Here is a 20,603-nt window from a genome sequence, read left to right as displayed (position 1 = left end):
AGCGGATTCCGGCAGCAGTATGACTCGCAGTGGTGAGTGGCGATGTTTTCGTGGTGTCCGGCGGCACCGATGATGAGATGCTACGGGCGGTTTCGACGACGTCGGCCGCCTCGCTCATCGCCCACTCGCCGTTGATCGGATCCGGGTTCGCTCCGCCGGACCCAGTGGGCGAGCTCGGCCGGCGTACAACTCGCCGCGCGTCCAGGATCTTCCCCGAGCGATAGCTGTCGCCGCGCGAAATCGTGATCGAGTCTCGCCGTGAAACACCAGCGCCGGTGGATAAGCCGTTCGACGATAGATGCACCCGCAACCGAGTGCAGTCGGATCACCGAGATGGCCCGGTGCCTGTAGCAACCGAGCATCACAAGATCAAGTAGTCCGCATTTCTTCGCCGAGAGCATCGACGAAGCTATCGATATCTTCGATGGTGGTATCGAAGGCACACATCCATCTGACCTCCCCGGTGCGCTCGTTCCACAAGTAGAAGGGGAAGCGCTTCTGCAGCCGTTCGGTGGCCTCACGTGGCAGGACAGCGAAAACCGAATTGGCCTGTACCGGACGCATGAGGCGGACACCATCGATGCCCTGTACGGCAGACTCCAGCCGCACGGCCATCGCGTTCGCATGTTTGGCATTGCGCAGCCACAGGTCACCGCCGAGCAACGCTTCGAACTGGACAGATATGAACCGCATCTTCGATGCCAATTGCATCGACATCATGCGGAGATAAGCGACGTCGCGAAATTTTCCGGAGTCGAGCACGACAACAGCTTCACCGAGCAGTAAGCCGTTCTTGGTTCCTCCGAAGGACACAATATCCACACCGGCATCAGTGGTGAACCGACGCATCGGTTCGTCGAGGAACGCGGCCGCATTGGCCAGTCGCGCCCCATCCACGTGGACCAGCATTCCGAGTTCATGAGCGTGATCGCAGATCGCACGAATCTCTGCCGGGGAGTAGCAGGTGCCCAATTCGGTGCACTGGCTGAGAGACACGGCCATCGGCTGGGCTCGGTGTTCGTTGCCCCATCCCCACGCCTGTCGGTCGATCAGCTCCGGAGTCAGTTTGCCATCCGGTGTGGCCACCGGATAAGACTTGATTCCGGCCATCTTCTCGGGTGCACCACACTCGTCGGTGTTGATGTGCGCGGACTCGGCAACGATTACCGCGCCCCAGCGTGGCAGCAAGGCTTGCAGCGCGATGACATTTGCGCCGGTGCCGCTGAAGACGGGATAGGCGACGGCCTCCTCGCCGAAGTGGTGCCGGAAAATCTGCTGCAGGTGCGCGGTGTAATCGTCGGAACCATAGGCGGGTTGATGCCCCCCGTTGACCAGCGCGATAGCCGCGAGCACCTCCGGATGTACCCCGGCATTGTTGTCGCTGGCAAAGCCGCGCATCCCCGTGTCATGCCTGCGCGCCGCATCGGTCATCGCGACACCGAGCCGAACAGTTGTTCGTCGAGACCCAGCGGACGCGCCGCCTCCGGACAGGACTCGGAGTAGTAGTTCATCGTCACAACGGCACGGAACCCATCGGGATGATGCATCGGCCGCACATAATGTGCGTGTTCGCGAGCGTCGAAGACGAGCAGCTGACCGTGGCGGGGGTACAGCACCGTGCAGTCCGCATCCACTTCGGCGATGTCTCGGGCGGTCCTGCGCCGAGCGACCACCAGTTCACCGCCGGTCCGTTCATTGCAGTCGGTCAGATACAGCAAGCCCTGAGCAGGGTTGCTGTCGACATGACATGGGTAGCGAATACCTCCGCCCCGCAGGATATTGAGGCTGAGAGCACGATTGTGAGTGCTGGTGGGGTACAACGGTTCGCCGGCATAGCGTTCGGCCAACGTCCGGAACCAGCCGAGATACAGGTCGTAGAGCCACGGCACTCGCTCGTACAGCATTTCGCCGTTGACCGACTCGAGCGCGATCTCGATTTCGGCCGGTTCTCTGGCCGAACTCATCGTCGGCCGGAAACTGTGCTGTGTGGCTCGCTGCGCGGCCAAGCTCAGTAGCTCGTTGTCCCAGTTCCGGGGCAGCACCGAACTCATATCGAAGGTGAGCCAATGGAACGGCGTCCGGAGCGGCACCGAGTTCGTCCGGGCGGCAGCATCTACCGCAGCGGAGGTCGAATTATCTGTCACAGCAATCGTCTTCCGTCACTCCACATCGGGCCGGGATCGATACGCGAGTCTGGCCTCGCCACCGAAGGACCGGTACATCGCGGTGCTCTCCCGCCACAGCCCGGGAAACAACGGACGCACCGCGAGGCGTTCGAGGTCATCCAGGGGCCTGCCCCGCATGCTCTTCGGTCGGTCGTCGGTACCGGCCGCAGGACAGCCGGAGGCTCCCGGGTGACCGCCGAGCAACTGCCAGACCAGGTTTAGGTGAAGCTGCTTCCACTCGACCATCGCCGAGTCGAACCGATGAATCTCCATCGCTATCTCCGAGAACAACGATGTGTCGAGTGCTCCGGAATAGCCGGATCCGGTCGCCGGCATCAGTTCGGCGACTGTGAGGCCATGGTCGGCCAGAGTTTTCTCGAACGTATCCCAGATCACCTGTGCGGCTTTGCGCACCGCCCGGGCGCCGGGAGAGTCCAGACCCGATGAGCCCTCTGGAAAGCCGGCACGCATCTCCAGGAAGCTGGTTTGCGGCAGGGTGTCGACCAAGAGCCGGATACTGCTGGCCGGCCATGCTGCCAGCCGCTTCGCACGCTGGATCAAACGTAGCGCCGCTATCGGTTCATCTCGATCGAGTGCCGCCACGATACTACACATTGTGTGGTGTATTGCCACCCAAGCATATTCGGTTACCAGATGGGCGATCTGAAATAACCGATGATCGGAATGAACCAGATCGTCGGCCGGAACCAGTGCCGACAACGCGTCCGAAAGCCTCAACTCGGCCTCGTATCCGGTTCCGCGATCATATACATAGTGGAGCTTCGTATTCGGCTCCGACGGATTCAGGATTTTCACTATGAACTCGGCTCTTGTATTGTCTCCGCGCCACCGGCGGCGCGGTCCCACGGATGCTCTGACCCCCGATCGAGAGACGGCACCGGTCGAAGTCGCCAGATTGCCCGGTGTTCGAGCGACAACTGGTCCCCTTCTCCCTGCCCACCTACTGATCGGGTCGGGATCGAAATCGAAGCGAGTCGGAACCGCCGACTATTTCAGATCGCCGGTGACGCACAAAGTTCCGACGAGCCGATCACGGACCGGGACTGTATGAGCTCGACATGGGGAGGGAATGCGCGACGCTGCAGAATTTTCCTCGGAGCGCGCGAGTATCGCGGGCACCTCTAGAGGAATGCCGGATAGTGGCGAGGTCCTGCACAGAATTTCGGTGATTGATAGGAACTCTCAATGGCTGTCCCGGATGGATCGAAGATCGTCTGTATCCGCGCGCCACAAGCGACCGGGAGTAACGATCGTAGAATCAATTCGTATGGCCCTGCGCCAGCGGGTTGCTGGGATGAGCCTACGGTACTGTGACCGATTTGGCGAGGCGTGCGACAAACTCCGAAGAGCTCCTGCACCGCCGAGTGATCCCATGCGGCGACACCGCCTTTTCGTCCTCGGATCTCCCGACCGCCGGGGCCGGCGCCGTCCGGACTGTCGGTTCCCCGACTGTATTTCGACCCGAGGGCCGGCGATCGGCCCTGAGAACGCCGGCCGGCCGGTGGCGGTCAACCATCCCGGTACCCGCCGGGATCAGCAGCGAGAAACGATGAAGCGTCGCCTCTCAACGGACGTGCAGTTCATCCTGCCGATCACCGCCGTGGCCGACTACACCACACTCACACAGGAATACCTGCGACGATACGGGCGCTCGAGGCGCCGTCGACGCACCTCCGGACGGCCTGCCGCGCGGCGCGGGCGTCTTCCTGCTCGTGCATTCGGCGGGCTGCGAACTCGCGGTTCGGATGGCGGGCACCGGGCACCGGCACCAGCAGGCCGCACAGGACCTACTCTGGGGCACCGACCGGATCGCGCACCGGCGGCCGCGCGGGGTAGTGCGGCTGGCCCGGGAGCCGTCCCGGCTGTATCCCGAGGATGTACTGGGCGGCAGTGCAGTGTCCGCGCAGGGCTCACACCTGGAGTTGCCGGCGCTGCACGACCGAGCCGCGCGGGAATTCCTCGGCCTGGCCCCCGATATCAGGGTTCCGGTGCGGTACAGCCTGGGCGAATACGAGCGGGTGTGGCGCAACGATCCCGCGGAGATGGTCGCGGTGGGTAATCTGTTCATCCGTTCGCCGCGGGTCGTGCTGAGCCGGATGCCCGACACCGGCCACAACGTCGGCCTCGGCCGGACCGCGCTTGCCCACCACCTCACGGTGCTGGCCTTCGCCGAGGAGTGCATCATCGCCCGCGGGACCGGAGAGTTCTCCGTCCCCGCCCTGCAATTCGACGGCGGCGCGGCCGCGCGGCCGGAAAGGTAGCCGAATGGACGTCACCGATATCGCACTGCTGCTGCTCCGTCTGGTCGTGGGCGGCACCATGATCGCCCACGGGGTAAACCACTGGATCGGCGGTGGCAAGATCGCCGGCACCGCCGGCTGGTTCAGCGGCCTCGGGTTACGCCACGGCGTATTGCAGGCCTGGTTCAGCGTGATCACCGAGATCGGCGCCGGGGCACTGCTGGTCGCCGGGCTGCTCACCCCGCTGGCCGCCGCGGCGGTGATCTCGGTGATGCTGGTCGCCGCGCTGCTGGCGCACCGGAAGAACGGCTTCTTCGTGTTCAAGGACGGCTACGAATACGTCCTGGTTCTCGCGGTCGTCTCGCTGGCGCTCGGGATCCTCGGCCCCGGACGGCTGTCGGTGGACCACGCCGCCGGGATCGAGCTCACCGGCTGGAGTGGCGGCGCCGTCGCGCTGGGCGTCGGTGTCGTCGCCACCGCCGTTCTGCTGGCGGTGTTCTGGCGACCGGCCACCCCGAAACCGGATTCGGCGGACGCCGATTCCTGAGCTGCGCGAGAGAGGAACGTCGGCGCGTCGGATTCATCGGACCGGGCAGTCAGGGCGGGCCCTTGGCGCAAGGACGTCCGATTGATCAGCGAACCGGCCGACGCCGCACAGATCGCCCCCGGAGTGGTACTCGATACCGCCGACGCCACACTCCCTCTGATGGGCCGCCCCCCGCTGGCCCCTCGGCACCACACTCCTGCCGAACCGGCAGCCCCGACACCGCGACGACGATCGCCGCCGCCCGGGCCGCTGCCGGATGCCACGTGGCCGACGCCCCGGTGAGTGGGGTCCGCACGGTATTGCCGACGGTTCGCCCACCGTCTTCCTGGGCGGTTCGGCCGACGCGACCGCGCGGGCGCGCCCCGTGCCGGCCGCTTACGCCGATCCGGTCCTGAAGGTCGGGGAACTCGGTAACGGGGCAGCGCGTGAAACTCGTCGACGATTCGCTTTTCGCCCCCCCGAGATCGGCCTGGTCACCGAGGCCGTGCGACTGGCCGGGGAGCTGGGCCTCACCGAAGCCGAGGTGCTTTCCGCACTGCCGCATGGCGGTAGTGCGGGACGTGCGGTGCTGAGTGTGGCGGCCAAGGGTTCGGTGGCGGCGTTCGCGGACTCGGTGGGCGATTTCCTGTGTAAGGATGTCGCCGTGGCTTGCGAACTCACCGGCCGGCTGGGCAGCGATCTCGGCCTGCTCGACCCGCTATCCGCGCGGCGGTCGGCTCGGACTGAGCGCGGCATCCCCCGCTCGTTTCGGTCCGCCGCCGCTCCCCCGTTTCCCTTGTAGGCACAGAGCACTTGACGCCGAAGGGCCGGTTCGGAGTACTATTCCTCGCTTTTCGGCCACGCGGGAGATCGACCGAGCAGCCGGAGGATCCGGTCCAGCGGTGCGCCCGGGTCGCCTCCCGGTAGCGCATGGGCGAAGGGGGATCCGGGCTGCTCGCGTTCCGGGCCGTCGGGGACGGATTCGGCGATACGCAGCACCGGCTCGGCCGTGGCGGCGTCCAGTTCATAGCCCACACCGAGGGCTCGCGCGAGATCCCAGCCGTGGACGACATAGTCGACCAGATGGAACCCGAGGGCCTGCTCGCCCGGGACCGTCACATCCGGCTCGAATTCCGGCATCGCGAAGGGGCGTTCCGCCGCACCCGGCTCGGCGAAGGCCCGGAGGACCTCGGCCGCGGATTCGGTGTACTCGGCCGGGGTGTGCGGTCCCGGCGGCCGCACCTGCCAGTGCGCGAGGTCGGCGCCGTCACCACGCGCACCGGCGGCGAAGCCGCGATGCTGTGCGGCCATATGTGCCAGTAGGTCGCCCACTGTCCAGCCCGCGCACGGGGTCGGCAGGCCGAGTCGGTCAGGGGTCACGAGTTCGGCGGTGGCCACCGTGGTGAGCACCGCCCGACGGTCGAGTTCGACAAGGTCTGTAAGCATGAGCATGCAGTAGGTAGTCGCTTATGATAAGTCAATGCTTATTATTTTCCAGTGGGTAGGTTCTACTCATGGGAACCACGGACCGTCCGGATCTGGCCGCGATGCTCGCGCCGCTGACCCGCACCCTCATCGCCCTGGAACGCCCGATTCTCGAAGCCCACGGGCTGACCATGTGGGCCTACACGGTCCTGATCGCACTGAGCCGCGGCACCGCTCGCGGTCAGGGCGTACTCGCCCAGGAGATCGGCGCGGACAAAACCCGGATCATCGCGGTCCTCGACGACCTCCAGGACCGAGGCTTGATCGAACGCACCCCCGATCCCACCGACCGCCGGGCCCGGCTGCTGGAGCTGACGCCGGAAGGCCATCGGATCGCGGCCGCGGTACAGGCCGAGATCCAGGCGCGCGAGAACGAGCAGGTACTGGAACAGCTGCCCGCCGCCGACCGCCGCGGTTTCCTCAATGCCCTGCGCATCCTGACCGAGTTCTCCGGGCATCCGAACCCCGAGAGCAGCGACTGACAGCGATCCTCGACAGGCGCGACTACGGCCCGCACCGAGGCGAAGGTGGCGTTCGAACACCTGCTCGAGCGCACCACCGATATCCGTACCGACGAGAGCGCTCACGGCCCGGCCGACGCGCGCGAAAGGTAGGCCCGATGAAGGTCATTGTCGACGAGACGGAAGGCCGGCCACCGGGCGCGATCAGACCGTGAGCAGGACCTTCGTGGCGCGACGCTCGTCCATCGCACGGTAGCCCTCCGCGGCTCGCTCCAGCGGCAGGGTGAGATCGAAGACCCCACCCGGGTCGATATCGCCGCGGACGATGAGATCGATCAGCTCGGGCAGGAAACGGCGTACCGGGGCCGGGCCCCCGTGCAGATGGACGGTGGAGAAGAACAGCCGCATACCGTCGAGTTCGACGTCGTGGGCCACCCCGACGTAGCCGACATGACCGCCGGGACGGGTGGCGCGAATGGCCTGCGTCATCGATTCCTGGGTGCCAACCGCCTCGACCACCGAATGTGCGCCGAACCCGCCGGTGAGTTCCTTGATCCGGGCCACCCCGGCCTTACCGCGTTCCTCGACGAGTTCGTCGGCGCCGAACTCGAGGGCCAGCGCCTGCCGGTCGGCGTGGCGGCTCATGGCGATCACCCGGTCGGCGCCTAGTTGTTTCGCGGCCAGGACGGCGTGCAGGCCCACCGCGCCGTCGCCGACGACCACGACCGTCTTCCCGGGACCCGCCTCCGCGGCGACGGCGGCGAACCAGCCGGTTCCCAGCACATCGGAGGCCGCGAGCAGACTCGGATACAGGGCCGGATCCGGAGTCCCCGGGACGGCGACCAGCGTTCCGTCGGCGAGCGGGATGCGGGCCCGCTCGGCCTGGGTGCCGATCGAGCCCATCGGGACATTGTGGACGCAACGGCTCTGGTATCCGGCCCGGCAGATCTCGCAGGTGTTGTCGGAGGCGAAGAACGATCCGACCACGAAATCGCCGACCGCGATATCGGCGACCTCCGGACCGACCTCTTCAACGACGCCGATGTACTCATGCCCCATCGGGGTGGGACCCTCGACCGGTTCGACGCCGCGATAGGGCCACAGGTCCGACCCACAGATACAGGTGGCGGCGATGCGGATGATCGCGTCGGTGGGCTCGACGATCTCCGGGTCCGGCCGATCCTCGACCCGGATGTCGCCGGGGGCGTACATGATGACTCCACGCATGTTCACCGTCTCCTGTAATTCTTCCGACCGAGGATCGACTTTTCCGGAGCACGTCGCGCAATTCCTGTACGTGGGGCGACGCGACCGAGCGCGGAATTCGCGTCAGCCGAGTACGTCGAGAACTTTTTCGGCGAGCGGCCCGGAGGAAGCCGGGTTCTGGCCGGTGAACAGATTCCGGTCGACGACGGTGTACGGTTTCCAGATCTCACCGCGGGTGAAATCGACGCCGAGTTTCACCAGTTCGTCCTCGGCCGTCCAGAACGCTTTCGCACGCAATCCGACGGCATCTTCTTCGTCATTGGTGTACGCGGTCAGGCGGTACCCGGCGAAGGGCGATACACCGTGGCGTCTGGTCGCCAGAATCGCCACCGGGGCGTGGCAGACGATGGCCAGCGGCTTGTCCGAGGCGAGGGCCGCAGTCAGCAACCTGCCGGAGTCCGCGTCCCGCCACAGGTCCTCCATCGGGCCGTGGCCGCCGGGATAGTAGACGGCGTCGTAGTCGGCGAGGCGGGCGTGCGCCAACTGGATCGGCCGGCGTAGCTCTTCGGCCGAGCGCAGGGTCTCTTCCAGTTCTTGGGCGACCTTGTCGCCACCGGCCATCGATGGCCGCAGACTCATCACATCGACATGAGGCACCACCCCGCAGGGAGTAGCCACCACGATTCGATGACCGGCACCGGTCAATACGCGATAGGGGGCGGCGAACTCTTCGGCCCAATACCCGGTGGGGTGCCGGGTGCCGTCGCTGAGTGTCCAATAACTCGCCCCGGTCACCACGAAAAGAATATCGGCCATAACAGCTTACTCCCGATCGGTTGTACAGCTGTGAGTGGTGAAGTCGATTTCACGGAACCCGAATTCGCATCCACTATAAGGCGGCTTCGCGGGGACGGGCAACAGCGCGAGAACTTCGCCGCACGCGGCGACGCCGGCGGCGAGAGCCCTTCGCACCGTCCCGAGGCAGTACCCGGCCGACGCCCGGGCATGGCCCGGGTTCCCCTATCGACGCGGCCGCCGGCCCGCGGTACGACGAGCTACCACGACCGCGGTGCCCGGTCACGCGATACCCGGCTACGGTCCGGCCGAACGCGCCGGCTCAGCCTGGACGGGCTCAGCTTCGGTCGACTCGCCGACGACCTCGAGCTCAGCAAAGCGGGTATCCAAACCCCTGTTCCGCACCAAAGAGGCCCAGCAACTGGCCACCGTGGCGACTGCGGGCGAGGTGTTCGCCGAAGCGGTCGTGGCCCCGGCCGTGCCGCATCGGCGGGTCCCCCGATTGCGCGCGCTCATCGATCGGTGGATCGACGATGCCGCACAACCGCTGTTCCCCGGCGGATGTTTCTGGGGCGCGAATCTCCCGATATTCGACGGCCGTCCCGGGCCGGTCCGCGACACGCTGCGGCAACAGCGCCGCGGTTGGCTGCACACGCTCGCGCGGGAGTTCGAGATCGTCGCTGCCACGCGGAGACGCGGCAGCGGTGACACGGATCTGGCGGTCTTCCAGATCGACGCCGTACTCAACGCGGCCACTATCGCCCTGCGCCTGGATGAGCCGAACAGCGTCGAGAAGCTGCACCGGGTGGTCGATGGTCTACTCGGGCCCGGTCACTCCCCCGCCGGGACGGACAGCCCCCGGGAAGGGTGGTCGCCGCCGCGGCATCGGGTACGAAATCCGCGTTTCCGGAGATTTCCGATCCCGCGGTGGTTTGGGTGAGCCGGAAGGTGGGTACTATGCCTCCGGTGCCGGCACAAGCCGTTTCGCCGCCGGCCGCCGGCACCATATTTCCGCCCAGCACCGCGATGGGTTTCGCGGTACCGGTGACGGTTTCGCGCAGCACCGCGTCCCGGTGGTCGTTCGGCTCGAGCAGGGCCAGGGCACCGATACCCACCGCGGCCACACTCGGATACGCGGTGCGCGCGACCGCCCGGCCCACCTCGGTATCCGCGCCTCGTCCAGGAAATCTCACAGAAATGCGATTCACCGGTGGCCTCCGTGGCGCTGTTCCGAGGAGAAGCTCGACCTGCGCGACGAGGCCGCAGTGACCGCACTACCGCGATACCACATCGTGTGCACGTCGATGCCGGCCACGCGTCATCCCGAACTGGCCGCCGCGCACGACATTGCGGGCCGGCTCTGGGATATCGACACCGGACACGACCTGATGACACACGAACCCGCAGGCGGTCGCCGTCCTCCTCCGCGTGGCGGCAGCCCGATCCGGGCATTGCGCGTCAGTGCCGCACCGATCCGGTCACCGGCACGGGAGCCACATGGCCGGTCGCCGGACGGGTCCGGAACAGCGCGAGGCCGATATCCACCAGCGACGACCGCGGCAGAGAGGCGGTGTCGTGCAGCGGGGTCCATGTCGGATCGACGGTTCGACCGTCTGGCTCGGGCCGGAGCCGCCCGCCGGCGACACGGACCTGGTAGAAGATGCCGACGTTCTGATGATCGGATCCTCCGGGGACCGTCCGTTCGGCTGCGGGTATCACCCTGGAATCCACGCCCAGCAGCCGCTCGACCGTGGCTGCGCATCCGGTTTCCTCACCGAACTCCCGGGCCACCGTGTCGAACGGGTCTTCTGCGTGCTCGACCCTGCCACCCGGCAGGGTCCAATTCGTGTCGCCTTCCGGCGATACGTGACGGACGAGCAGCACCCGCCCGCCTTCGACGCACACGGCATACGCCGCCAACCGGAAACTCACCACACACCTCCGACCGAAAACCATCGTCACCGGCCAGAACATCATGTACTGCCGGTAATTCGCTGCGAACGGTAGCGAACGGTATGTGTCGCTCGTCGAGTTCGGGGGGCGGCGGGAGATTTCCGGCGGACGGAGATTACCTTCCGGATATCCTCCGGCCCGGAGTTTCAGGCGAGAGGGTTGGTCGAGAAGTCGACCTGACGCCGGGCGTTGGACATGGCGGTCACCGCGCAGGTGCCGACGGGGCCGGTGCGGTCGTACAGGGTGGCGGCGCCGATGGAGATCCCGGCCGAGGCGATGACATTGTCGGCCCGCAGACCGAGTTCGTAGCCGATCGGGAGGCGGGGGAGATTCACCGTCACATCGGCGTTGATTTAGCCCGCGCCCTCGGATCCCCAGTGGCACAGATGGTTGGTGGCGTCGCCCATGACCGCGGCGCGCTGGAACGGGGTGATCGGTTCACCCGCGATCAGCGGCGGCAGGCTCTGCCTCTCGATCGGACAGCCCCTACCGGACGCTGCCCGCGGAACCGGCCCGCCCTCCGGCCGCGCGTCATCCCGAGAGACGAGCACCGATGCCGTCGAGCAGGAAATCGAGACCGGTGTAGAAGATTTCATCGGCATCCAGGTGGGCGGCATCGCGGATAACGGTGGCCAGCGCCGGAAATCGGCCTGTCGCGAAGGTCCGCTCCAGATAGGGCCCGAAGGCGGCCTGCCACTGCCGCTCATCCATCCCGGTGACCCGCTCGGCACGCCGCTCGGCGACCTCCCGGCGTACCGCGCCGATCACATACGCATTGACCGCATCAACCACCGGCATGACGGCGTCCACTTCGACGTCGCCCATCCCGGCCACCACAGCCTCACCTCTGGCCAGTGCGTGCGGCCCGAGCTGGGGCCGCCCACCGACCAGGTCGGCAAACCATTCGTGTCGGTGCACGGCCTGCCTCGTGGTTTCGGCGAGAGACCGTAACACCTCTCGCCAACCCGCCCCGGTCGGTCGGATCTCGGCGTAGACCGTGTCGACCATCAGGTCGAGCAATTCCTCCTTGGTGGCGATGTAGCCGTACAGCCGCATCGGCCCGACCTCCAGCGCGGCGGCGACCTTACGCAGCGACACCGCTGCCAGGCCGTCCGCGTCGGCCAGCCGGATCGCCGCTTCTACGATCCGCTCCCGGCTCAACGGAGCCGGCACCGGTCGCTCCGGCGGTTCCGGCCGCTCCCACACCAACATGCCGCCGACAATACATCGCATACTCCGATACAGTGTATTGATCAGTTCGAGTGTATCGGAGGCGACCATGACCATCACTATCGTCGGAGCCGGACTGGGCGGCTTGGCCCTCGCCAGAGTGCTGTATGTGCACGGCATCGACGCCGTCGTCTACGAACGCGAGCTCGCACGCGATGCGCGTGGTCAGGGCGGCATGCTGGACATACATTCCGGACAGCGGGCGCTGCGCGAGGCCGGTCTGCTCGACCGGTTTCACGCGATCGCCCGTATCGAAGGGCAGGATATGCGCCTCCTACAGCCGGACGGCACCTTGCTGCTGCAAGAAGACACTCCCGACGACGCCCCGCCCGACCGCCCGGAGGTCGACCGCGCCGACCTGCGTAACCTACTGCTGGATTCCCTCCCCGAAGACACGGTCCGCTGGGGGCACGCGTTCACCGCCGCCGACAACGGCCTGGTGCACTTCGCCGACGGCAGCAGTGCGACCTACGACCTGCTGGTCGGCGCGGACGGCGCGCAGTCCCGGGTCCGCGGGCTGCTCACCGACGCCCGCCCGGCGCATATCGGCCAGAACGTCGTCGAGCTCGGCATTCCCGATATCGATCGCACCCACCCCGACCTCGCGGCAATGGTCGGGCGCGGCAACTACTGGGTGCTCGGCGACAGCCTGTCCCTGGCGGCGCAGCGCAACGGCGACGGCCGCGTGCGCCTCGGCCTCAGCTTCTACAACACCGCCGCGGACTGGTTCGCCACCAGCGGCATCCCGTTCGACGACCCGGCCGCCGCCCGGACGCGGCTGATCGATCTCCTCCCCGGCTGGCACCCCCGGTTCACCGCGCTGATCGCGGCCTGCGATGACACCATCGTGCCGCGGTCGATCACGACCCTCCCGGTCGGCCTGACCTGGCCGTCGACCCCGGGCGTCACACTACTCGGCGATGCCGCGCACCTGATGCCGCCGGTCGGCGAGGGCGCCAATATGGCGCTGCTCGACGGCGCCCTGCTCGGTCTCGCGCTGGCCGCGCACCCGGACGACTTTCCCACCGCCGTCGCGGAATACGAACGCGAGATGTTCGAACGCACCAGCGCTGCCGCCCGGATGTCCGCGGACATGCAGGAATTGCTGATGTCACCGGACGCCTGCCAGAGGTTGCTCGAGTTCTTCCAGACGGAACCGAGATGACCGCCCGGCCAGCGCACACCCACGGTTCGAGCCGTTCCACTGCTGACGTGGCAGCCCAGGGCCGGGGAGAAGGGGGTGCGCCGGCCGGGCAGTTCATCCGCTGAGATCGTCGGCGCGGGAACCGCGCGTGTGCGGGTCGGCCGGGCCGCGGCACGGGCACCGGAAAGGAACACTATGAAATTCGCAGTCAGTTACAGCACCGCACATTTCGGTGCTGATCCGGATCGCCTCGCCGCCTACGCGCGGCATGCCGAGGCCTGCGGATTCGAAGGGCTGTACCTGCCCGAACATCTGGTTCTGTATCCCGGTGCGACACTGCACAATTTCGAGGTACCGACCGATCTGCCCTTCACCGACCCGCTGGACACACTCGCCTTCGTCGCCGCGGTCACCGACCGGCTGCTGCTCGGGACCGGGGTCCTGCTGCTGCCCTATCGGCATCCGGTCGTGCTGGCCAAGCAACTGGCGACGATCGATGTGCTGTCGAAGGGACGGATGCGGCTGCTGTCCGTCGGGCTGGGCACACTGCCCGCCGAGGCGGCCGCGGCCGGCGTCGATTTCCGCACCCGCGGGCGCCGGGCCGACGAGGCGATCGATGTGCTGCGAATGCTGTGGTCCGGTGGAGAGGAGGGGGTGAGCTACCGCGGCGAATTCTTCGACTTCGAGAACCTGGTGCAGTTCCCCAAGCCGCACGGGTCGCGCACCCTGCCCGTTCACATCGGCGGTTCGAGCGCGGTCGCCGCACGCCGGGCCGGGCTGCGCGGCGACGGGTATTTCGCGGGCGGGGCGCTACTCCCGGATGAACGCGCGGCACAGTGGGAACCTGGGAACTGGCCCGGGCGACCGCGGCGGAGGCGGGACGCGATCCCGATCTGCTCGAGTACACCCGGTGGAGCGGGCTGGATATGACCGACGAACGCTTGGCCGCCTTCACTGCTCAGGGGGTGCCCCGGGTGGTCGTGAGCGCAACTGCCATCGATCCGGCCGAACAGCGCGACGAGCTCTCCCAATTCGCCGAACGCTTCCTCGGCGGACGTTCCTGAACCGCGGTGCCCGACCCGGTCCACCCCGGTTCAGACCGCGCGGACCGGGGCCTGGCGGCGACTGCACGGAGCAACCAGCCGTCGCCGTCGCGGGTCCCCTCGAACACCGCGGCACCGACGCCCTCGGCAGTGGCCGAGAATCCCCGGCCGGCGGCGCGAACCGACGCCAGGATCGACGGCGGGTGGCGTATCCGGACCCAACGGCTGACCCGTCTGCACACGGACTACCGGCCCGCGGGCACTAGAACCGGGGACAGCAGGACGAATCCCGGGTGCGGATACGCGATCGGCTTCCGCGAACCGGGCCTCCGCTGATCGGGTTCCCGCTCCAGGGATCGTCGGGGCGAAGACCGGCCACCGCGCGGCGTAGCCAGATTTCGGCCTCTTCGGTTCTGCCTAGCTTGCTCGAGAGACGCGCTACGGCGTACATCGCACGATGGTCGCCACCGCGCACAGATCGCCGGAACCAGGCCTCGGCCTCATCGAGCACGCATCCTGCCTCCAGCATGAGCCCGAGGTTGTACATTGCGGTGCGGTGGTCGGCGGCGACAGCGCGGCGATACCACCTCTCGGCCGCGGCGGTCTCCCCTTTTTTCTCCAACAGGATCGCGAGGTGATTCATCGCCTCGGCGTCACCTACCTCGGCCGCCCGGCGGGCACGCGTTTCGACTTCGACCGTATCGCCACGATTTTCCAGTAGCACAGTGAAAACCCCCATCGCTGTGGTCGCCGGCGTCGGCTGTCCGGCGAGGTCGCCCGTCGGTCATCGACCGGCTGTCGGCGCCGACACAGACCTATGGTGCCGGAGCATTACGACACACTTCGCCGATCGAGGAAGACCGGTAGTCCGGTACACCGAGCAATCCGGCGTACCCCAGGCATCGCCTCCACAGTGAGAGCGGCCGAGCGCTGGACCGGCCACGCACCTGTTCGACCTGCCCCACAGCTCTGTGCGAATCACTCGGCGGCGACGCCGGTGGTGGTGGGCCGGTCCCCGGCACCGACCGGCCGCAGCAGGTGATCGACGGCGGTGTAGGCATGGTCGTGCGGTGTCCGGGCCGACCGGCGCGGGACCGTCCGCGTCGTCCGCGCGATCCCCGGCCAAGGACGACCGGGCCGGCGGCGATACCCTCCGCGACGGAAGACCGCTGACGGGCAAGGTCGCCTTCGTGGCCGGGCCAGTCGCGGCATCAGCGCCGCGTAGCTTCGACGCCGGCCGCGCACGGCGCGTCCGTCGCGGTGGCGGCCGGCACCGAGGAGGCAAGCCGGGCTCCCGGCACCATCCATGACGTGGCCGGACGGATAACCGCTGCGGGCGGATGGGCGCTGCCGGTGTCCTCTACCTGGGCCTGGCCGCCGACCTGCGGCCGGACGATATCGCGGTGAACTGTCTGAGCCCCTCCCGGATAGTACTCACCGAGGGCTGACAGGTCGCCGGTGGTGGCGAGGTCCCGGCCGATATGGCGGAACCGCCGGAAACGATGGTCGGGCCGCGGCACTACTCGCGGCGCAGGACTGTACCGGCATCACGGCTACCGTCCAAGGCTCGGAAACCCTGCTCGTCACACCGTGATTCCGGCTGCACAGCCATGGCGTCGCCGCCACCGCCGAGCTCCCAGGCTCCGCCGGGCCGGGCGCCGGCGTGGATCTATTGCTGATAGGTCTCGTGCCGGAACTGATAGGCAATGCCATTGACCCGGAGCAGGCCATTGCGGCGGGCCCAGTCGAGGAACAAGCCAGGCTTCTTCGGAAACACCTTCGTGAATCGGAAAACGACTGCGGCCACGTAGAACCGGCCTGTCGCGACCCCGTACAAGAGCCCGCCCCCGAGCCCGAATGCGAGTCCGACGTTGTCGCTGGTGTAGTCACGGTACTTCGCACTACCGCCGGTTGTTGCGACGGCGGCGGGAATCTGCGCCGCGAAGAGGAGTTCACGGACGGTATCGGTATCGGTGCAGGTGGTGAGCCGCGCGGCGGTGTCCGGGCTGTCGTGGAGCGTGGTAATGGTGAGGTCGAGCAACCAAGGGTTCTGCAGGGCGGTGGCCAAGGGCCCGTCGGAGTGGTCACAGAGATGGCTCCGATCGCTTTGCCTTCAGCACATCGGCGGCGTCTCGACGCTGCTCGTCGGCCGCTATGGGCTCACCCCTGACCGTCCAGAACCTCCCGCAGCCTGTGCGCGAATTCCTCGGGCTGCCCCGCATATCCGAATTCTCCGTCGAGGAATCCGCCGTGATGACTGGGGAACACGGTCACGCGCTGACCGAGCAATTCCGCGGTGGCTGTCGCGGTGCGGCCGGTGAACGTATTCCCTGTTTCCATTCCTACCGCGATGACGATGCGGGTCGGCGCGGCGGCCGTCGCGGTGAGGTCGGGCCGATAGCTGGTGACCGCCCGGGAGCGATCCGACAGCAGCGGGTCGTCTCGCGAACCGTCGTCCTCGGCCGACATCCCGAACAGGGCGGGGTCGGCGGCCGGTTGCGCGAAGTACTCGTCGGTGAACTCGCCCTGCCAGGAGGTCATCGCGAGAAAGGCCGCCATCCCGGCACCGGAACCCTTTGCCTCGTAGGTGTCACGCACGGCCACCCGGGCACGTTCGGCCGCCGCGGCATCGGGCAGCACCGGAATCAGCGGCGGCTCGTGCGCCACCAGGGTGATCACGTCGCCGGGGTGGGCCGCCACGAGCGCGAGCGCGGTCACCGCACCGCCGCTGCTCGCGAACATCTCGACGGGACCGGCACCGAGCGCCTCGACAACGGCATGCACATCCTCCGCTTGGACCTCCGGTTCGTGATCGACGCGGCCGTCTTTGCGGACACTGCGTCCGATGCCCCGCGGGTCATAGGTGACAACAGTGCGGTCGGGAAAATATGTGGCAAGGGCCCGGAAGCCGGCTGCTGCCATGGGTTGACCGATCATGAACAGCGGCGGCCGTCCCCCGGCGGTGGGCAGCGGGCCGTGCACGTCGTAGACGATATCGGCACCGGTGGTTTCGAGAGTATGCGTCGACATACCGGTGACGACGCCATCCGGGCCGAGAACTCATCGCGCCCCGCCACAACCGGCCGAGATCCGCCGGTCCGCGACGGCTACCCGAGTTGTCGATGCAGGTCAGCGTGGCGACGAACTCGGCATCCTCGCCCGTGCCGGGGGCCATCGCCAATGCGGCCACCACCCGCCACGCCTCGTCGTCACCGAAGTCGGTCCGGATGAACAGCGACACGTCGTCGTCGAGGTAGTCGTCCAGACTGCGCCCCGTGCCCAGCGCTTCGGTGAGTGCCGCATCCGCCCGCACGGCCGCATCATCCGGGATGCCGCCGGGGTCCTGTTCATCCCCGTCCGGCGAGCGATGGAGGCGATGATCCGTTCACAATCGGTCGGCGACAGTGGGATATCGCTGCGGACCTCGAATGTCCAGGGACCGAGAGCCTCTCGGTGTACTACCGACGTTTGCTGTATCGAGGGGTCCGGCTCGGGTTCGCCGGCATCGGTATGCCACTGGCGCAGGGTGAACGACATTCGGCGACGGTAAGGCACCATACCGACACCTGGCGTCTGCGCCTGCGGTACCGGTGTTCACCATCGCGCCAACCGCCGCCGAACAGGTCGGTGGTGCCACGCGCCCAGCCCGGGTCGCCTTCGCGCACGAAACCGGCCCCGCGCCCATGATCTCGCCGAGCAGATCGTGCCTACCGCGCAGCGAACCGGAAGCCCGCCGCGTGCGGGATCGGCCTCGGCCCTCACCCATCAGGCCCCGACCGTGGTCATGTTCAGATCCCCGGCGGTCGGATCGACCTCGGCCCCCGACACGTTCGCTCGGTCCTCCGCCGGTCCTTGTACAGCCCGACCTAGCCCGATCGGCCCGAACTTGCCGGACGAGGTGACCGCTCGCCCCGATCTGTGCCGGCGGCGCCGAACCAGCGCGGCAGGTGCTCCAGCAAATCCTGTTGTTCGTCGCCGACCCATGTCACGTGGCCGTCGGGGCGGAGCAGGTACCTCGAGTTCCGCGTCGACGGCGACGACGTGGTCGATCCGATCCGTCCACCCGGTGACCGAGAGCCGCCCGGTCCGGTCGAGCAGCAGGCCGCGGCCCGCGTGCATCAACTCGTAGAGGCGAGCGGGCCCCGATCGCATGTCACGCAGCCGCCGGCCGAGCAGCTCGTGCCCCTCGCCGAAGTCGTAGCGGATACCGATCGCGACGATCTTCTCGATCAGGTAACGGTTCACCTCCTCGAAATCCATCAATTCCGACAGCAGCCGGCGCACCGCCCGCGGGCCCGGTTCGGTGGACATCAGCTCGGCCTGCGCGCGGGTGTTGTCGAGCACGTCGACGGCCACGGGCCGCCGTTCGCTCTCATAGCTGTCCAGCAACCCCTCCGGCGCCCAGCCGTTGATCTCGGCAGCCAGTTTCCAGCCGAGGTTGAACGCGTCCTGAATGCCCAGGTTCAGCCCCTGTCCACCCATCGGCGGATGGACGTGCGCCGCATCGCCGGCCAGCAGCACCCGTCCGACTCGATACCGCTCGGCCAACCGGGTGGCATCGCCGAAACGGGACAACCACCGCGGCGAATGCACACCGAAATCGGCGCCGGCGAACACTCGCAGCTGCTGCGCGAATTCCTCCAGAGTCGGGGTGACCGAACGGTCCTCGACCACCTCGGCCGCGGGTACGACGACCCGATACACCCCGTCGCCCAGCGGGCCCAAGCCGAAACGCAGTTGCGTCCTACGAACCTCGGCGACGGTGGCGCTGATCGTGGCCGGGTCCTCGGTCAGCTCCATTTCGCCCACCAGCGTGTCGTGGTAGGACGGGTCGCCCAGGAAATCGACACCGAGCAGTTTGCGCACCGTACTGCGGCCGCCATCGCAACCCACGAGGTACCGCGCGCGCAATCTCGTACTATCGGCCAGTTCGACGTCCACCCCGTGCTCGTCCTGGCTCAGACCGGCCACCTCGCTGCCCCGCCGGATCTCCGCCCCGAGTTCGGCGGCGTGCTCGGCCAGCAAGGGCTCGGTGACAGTCTGCGGAATTCCGAGAACGTAGGCATGCGCACTGTCCAGACCTTCGGGGGCGGGCTTGGCGATACCGGCGAAGAATCCCCCGAGCGGGTGCTTACGGCCGCGCGCGAGAAACCGCTCCAGCAGACCCCGCTGATCCATCACCTCGATACTGCGCGCATGCAGACCCAGCGAACGGACGAACGCGGGCGGCTGCAGCTCCTTCTCCAGTACGACCACGCGCACACCGTGCAGGCGCAGTTCCCCGGCCAGCATCGAACCGGTCGGGCCACCGCCGGCAATGATCACATCGAACATGAGCCCCCCATCCACTGAGAGTTCGGAGTTCCACCAGATGCTCACACTGTTCACACACAGTTCGAACCCCGCGTTTTCGCAGGTCCTGGCCTTCGGCCGGATATTCTGCGCCATGTCCCGGGCCTTGCCGCAAGTCCCCCTGTGCGATATATGTTGAAAGGGGAAGGGGTACACGACCACCGATCGGAGACTTGGGAACACCGGCGGAGCATCACGGATGAGCCTTCGGTGCAGCCGTTGATCCTCTTCGGTAGCCGCTGCTGCACCACACGCTCGACCGACGTGCCAGTCCTCCCAGGTCGCGGGCCGGGACCGACTTACGCCCCGCTCCGGGTCAGCTCGCAGTCCGGACCTTGCCCCAGACGATCAGCGCCCAGCCCAGGCACACGAACGCCGCCGTGCTCGTCATTGTGCGCACGATATTCCAGGCCACCCACCGCGCCTCGGCGAATGCCTCCCGTACCGCTGCCGGATCGGCCAGGTCGGCGGGCGCGCCCGCGGCCTTCAACGCGTCGTTGAGCGGCAGATGTACGGCGAAGGTGATCACCACCGCCACCAGGTAGAGCACTGCCGCGGCCACCACCCAGAACAGCACCGAGCGGCTGTCGCCGCCGAAGTTCAGCAGCGCTGCCGCGATCGACAGGATCAGGGCCCCCAGGAAGGTGGCCAGGAACAGCGGATTGATGATCGCGCGGTCGATCGCCTGATACGCACCGATGAAGGTGCGGTCGTCGGTCGTCCGCAGGCCGGGCATGATCGCCACCGCGTAGATGCCGAACACTCCCGCCATCAGGCCGGTGGCCACGGTGGCCGCGATCAGTACGACGGTCCGGAGTCCGTCCATCTCTTCTCACCTCGTTCGAGTAGTCCCGATTCCCGTTCGAGACCCGCAGAGGCAGCCCTGAACAGGGCAACGGTACCGGCGGCCACCCGCACCCACCAGTGCTGAAAACGAGGGTCCTCCCACATCGCTTCGCCATCACCCCGCCGGCCGGCGAAA

22 protein-coding genes and 2 pseudogenes are annotated in these 20,603 nt (G+C 67.4%); 9 read left to right on the top strand and 15 right to left on the bottom strand.

Features of this window, described 5'->3' with window-relative positions:
* Positions 1–369 precede the first annotated feature (369 nt).
* The 3 genes from ACQPYS_RS09935 to ACQPYS_RS09925 are packed head-to-tail and all read right to left on the bottom strand — an operon-like array spanning position 370 to position 2,981.
* Positions 370–1,431, bottom strand: a complete 1,062-nt coding sequence (locus ACQPYS_RS09935; RefSeq protein WP_433492361.1) for a threonine aldolase family protein — start codon at positions 1,429–1,431, stop codon at positions 370–372.
* Positions 1,428–2,144: a 2OG-Fe(II) oxygenase gene (locus tag ACQPYS_RS09930; protein ID WP_433492360.1), complete on the bottom strand. Its 717-nt coding sequence runs from the start codon at positions 2,142–2,144 to the stop codon at positions 1,428–1,430. The genes ACQPYS_RS09935 and ACQPYS_RS09930 overlap by 4 nt, the downstream gene beginning before the upstream one ends.
* Positions 2,145–2,159: 15 nt before the next feature.
* Positions 2,160–2,981 (bottom strand): hypothetical protein, encoded by an 822-nt coding sequence (locus ACQPYS_RS09925; RefSeq protein ID WP_433492359.1) that lies wholly within the window; start codon positions 2,979–2,981, stop codon positions 2,160–2,162.
* A 950-nt stretch (positions 2,982–3,931) separates the two neighbouring features.
* Between ACQPYS_RS09925 and ACQPYS_RS09920 the strand changes: the two genes are divergently transcribed.
* The 3 genes from ACQPYS_RS09920 to ACQPYS_RS09910 all read left to right on the top strand — a co-directional run bounded on the left by ACQPYS_RS09920 (position 3,932) and on the right by ACQPYS_RS09910 (position 5,754).
* On the top strand, positions 3,932–4,447 hold the full coding sequence (locus ACQPYS_RS09920) for a hypothetical protein (RefSeq protein ID WP_433492358.1): 516 nt from the start codon (positions 3,932–3,934) through the stop codon (positions 4,445–4,447).
* Positions 4,448–4,451: 4 nt separating this feature from the next.
* Positions 4,452–4,973, top strand: a complete 522-nt coding sequence (locus tag ACQPYS_RS09915; protein WP_063035948.1) for a DoxX family protein — start codon at positions 4,452–4,454, stop codon at positions 4,971–4,973.
* A gap of 256 nt (positions 4,974–5,229) precedes the next feature.
* Complete coding sequence (locus ACQPYS_RS09910; RefSeq protein WP_433492357.1) at positions 5,230–5,754, top strand: hypothetical protein; 525 nt, start codon at positions 5,230–5,232, stop codon at positions 5,752–5,754.
* A 38-nt stretch (positions 5,755–5,792) separates the two neighbouring features.
* Here the strand turns inward: ACQPYS_RS09910 and ACQPYS_RS09905 are convergent, their stop codons facing one another.
* Positions 5,793–6,398, bottom strand: coding sequence for a TIGR03086 family metal-binding protein (locus tag ACQPYS_RS09905; RefSeq protein WP_433492356.1), 606 nt, complete (start codon positions 6,396–6,398; stop codon positions 5,793–5,795).
* A 68-nt stretch (positions 6,399–6,466) separates the two neighbouring features.
* On the opposite strand from ACQPYS_RS09905, the gene ACQPYS_RS09900 reads away from it, so the two are divergent.
* On the top strand, positions 6,467–6,919 hold the full coding sequence (locus ACQPYS_RS09900) for a MarR family winged helix-turn-helix transcriptional regulator (RefSeq protein WP_433492355.1): 453 nt from the start codon (positions 6,467–6,469) through the stop codon (positions 6,917–6,919).
* 183 nt (positions 6,920–7,102) lie between these two features.
* Here the strand turns inward: ACQPYS_RS09900 and ACQPYS_RS09895 are convergent, their stop codons facing one another.
* Positions 7,103–8,125, bottom strand: coding sequence for a zinc-dependent alcohol dehydrogenase family protein (locus tag ACQPYS_RS09895; protein ID WP_433493014.1), 1,023 nt, complete (start codon positions 8,123–8,125; stop codon positions 7,103–7,105).
* A gap of 102 nt (positions 8,126–8,227) precedes the next feature.
* Positions 8,228–8,920, bottom strand: a complete 693-nt coding sequence (locus tag ACQPYS_RS09890; protein WP_433492354.1) for a type 1 glutamine amidotransferase domain-containing protein — start codon at positions 8,918–8,920, stop codon at positions 8,228–8,230.
* Between the two features lie 253 nt (positions 8,921–9,173).
* Between ACQPYS_RS09890 and ACQPYS_RS09885 the strand changes: the two genes are divergently transcribed.
* Positions 9,174–9,839, top strand: coding sequence for a TetR family transcriptional regulator C-terminal domain-containing protein (locus tag ACQPYS_RS09885; RefSeq protein WP_433492353.1), 666 nt, complete (start codon positions 9,174–9,176; stop codon positions 9,837–9,839).
* Between the two features lie 518 nt (positions 9,840–10,357).
* On the opposite strand, the gene ACQPYS_RS09880 is transcribed toward ACQPYS_RS09885, so the two are convergent.
* The 3 genes from ACQPYS_RS09880 to ACQPYS_RS09870 all read right to left on the bottom strand — a co-directional run bounded on the left by ACQPYS_RS09880 (position 10,358) and on the right by ACQPYS_RS09870 (position 12,064).
* Positions 10,358–10,831 (bottom strand): NUDIX hydrolase, encoded by a 474-nt coding sequence (locus tag ACQPYS_RS09880; protein WP_433492352.1) that lies wholly within the window; start codon positions 10,829–10,831, stop codon positions 10,358–10,360.
* A gap of 167 nt (positions 10,832–10,998) precedes the next feature.
* The gene (locus tag ACQPYS_RS09875; protein WP_433492351.1) at positions 10,999–11,193 is read right to left on the bottom strand and encodes a hypothetical protein; all 195 of its coding nucleotides are present in this window, start codon (positions 11,191–11,193) and stop codon (positions 10,999–11,001) included.
* Positions 11,194–11,383: 190 nt separating this feature from the next.
* Positions 11,384–12,064 carry a TetR/AcrR family transcriptional regulator gene (locus ACQPYS_RS09870; RefSeq protein WP_433492350.1) on the bottom strand — a complete coding sequence of 227 codons (681 nt, stop codon included), beginning with the start codon at positions 12,062–12,064 and terminating at the stop codon, positions 11,384–11,386.
* A 67-nt stretch (positions 12,065–12,131) separates the two neighbouring features.
* On the opposite strand from ACQPYS_RS09870, the gene ACQPYS_RS09865 reads away from it, so the two are divergent.
* The 3 genes from ACQPYS_RS09865 (at position 12,132) to ACQPYS_RS09855 (ending at position 14,290) form a co-directional block, all read left to right on the top strand.
* The gene (locus ACQPYS_RS09865) at positions 12,132–13,247 is read left to right on the top strand and encodes an FAD-dependent oxidoreductase (RefSeq protein ID WP_433492349.1); all 1,116 of its coding nucleotides are present in this window, start codon (positions 12,132–12,134) and stop codon (positions 13,245–13,247) included.
* Between the two features lie 174 nt (positions 13,248–13,421).
* The gene (locus ACQPYS_RS09860; RefSeq protein WP_433492348.1) at positions 13,422–14,156 is read left to right on the top strand and encodes a TIGR03619 family F420-dependent LLM class oxidoreductase; all 735 of its coding nucleotides are present in this window, start codon (positions 13,422–13,424) and stop codon (positions 14,154–14,156) included.
* Positions 14,153–14,290, top strand: a complete 138-nt coding sequence (locus ACQPYS_RS09855; protein ID WP_433492347.1) for a hypothetical protein — start codon at positions 14,153–14,155, stop codon at positions 14,288–14,290. The genes ACQPYS_RS09860 and ACQPYS_RS09855 overlap by 4 nt, the downstream gene beginning before the upstream one ends.
* 241 nt (positions 14,291–14,531) lie before the next feature.
* On the opposite strand, the gene ACQPYS_RS09850 is transcribed toward ACQPYS_RS09855, so the two are convergent.
* Positions 14,532–14,912 (bottom strand): tetratricopeptide repeat protein, encoded by a 381-nt coding sequence (locus tag ACQPYS_RS09850; protein WP_433493013.1) that lies wholly within the window; start codon positions 14,910–14,912, stop codon positions 14,532–14,534.
* 703 nt (positions 14,913–15,615) lie between these two features.
* On the opposite strand from ACQPYS_RS09850, the pseudogene ACQPYS_RS09845 reads away from it, so the two are divergent.
* Positions 15,616–15,863, top strand: a pseudogene (locus ACQPYS_RS09845) (short-chain dehydrogenase); the annotation flags it as partial.
* 75 nt (positions 15,864–15,938) lie between these two features.
* Here the strand turns inward: ACQPYS_RS09845 and ACQPYS_RS09840 are convergent.
* The 5 genes and pseudogenes from ACQPYS_RS09840 to ACQPYS_RS09820 all read right to left on the bottom strand — a co-directional run bounded on the left by ACQPYS_RS09840 (position 15,939) and on the right by ACQPYS_RS09820 (position 20,447).
* On the bottom strand, positions 15,939–16,337 hold the full coding sequence (locus tag ACQPYS_RS09840) for a hypothetical protein (RefSeq protein ID WP_433492346.1): 399 nt from the start codon (positions 16,335–16,337) through the stop codon (positions 15,939–15,941).
* Positions 16,338–16,429: 92 nt separating this feature from the next.
* The gene (locus ACQPYS_RS09835; protein WP_433493012.1) at positions 16,430–17,239 is read right to left on the bottom strand and encodes an alpha/beta fold hydrolase; all 810 of its coding nucleotides are present in this window, start codon (positions 17,237–17,239) and stop codon (positions 16,430–16,432) included.
* A complete protein-coding gene (locus tag ACQPYS_RS09830) occupies positions 17,127–17,510 on the bottom strand; it encodes a DUF6924 domain-containing protein (protein WP_433493011.1) in 384 nt (127 codons plus the stop codon). The genes ACQPYS_RS09835 and ACQPYS_RS09830 overlap by 113 nt, the downstream gene beginning before the upstream one ends.
* 625 nt (positions 17,511–18,135) lie before the next feature.
* A pseudogene (gene rox, locus ACQPYS_RS09825) lies at positions 18,136–19,603 on the bottom strand (rifampin monooxygenase).
* Between the two features lie 334 nt (positions 19,604–19,937).
* Complete coding sequence (locus ACQPYS_RS09820; RefSeq protein WP_063035932.1) at positions 19,938–20,447, bottom strand: DUF1772 domain-containing protein; 510 nt, start codon at positions 20,445–20,447, stop codon at positions 19,938–19,940.
* Positions 20,448–20,603: the final 156 nt, after the last annotated feature.

Origin of the sequence: Nocardia grenadensis, assembly GCF_050942415.1 — a bacterium.
GTDB lineage: Bacteria > Actinomycetota > Actinomycetes > Mycobacteriales > Mycobacteriaceae > Nocardia > Nocardia grenadensis.
This window is presented reverse-complemented; position numbering and strand designations above follow the sequence as displayed.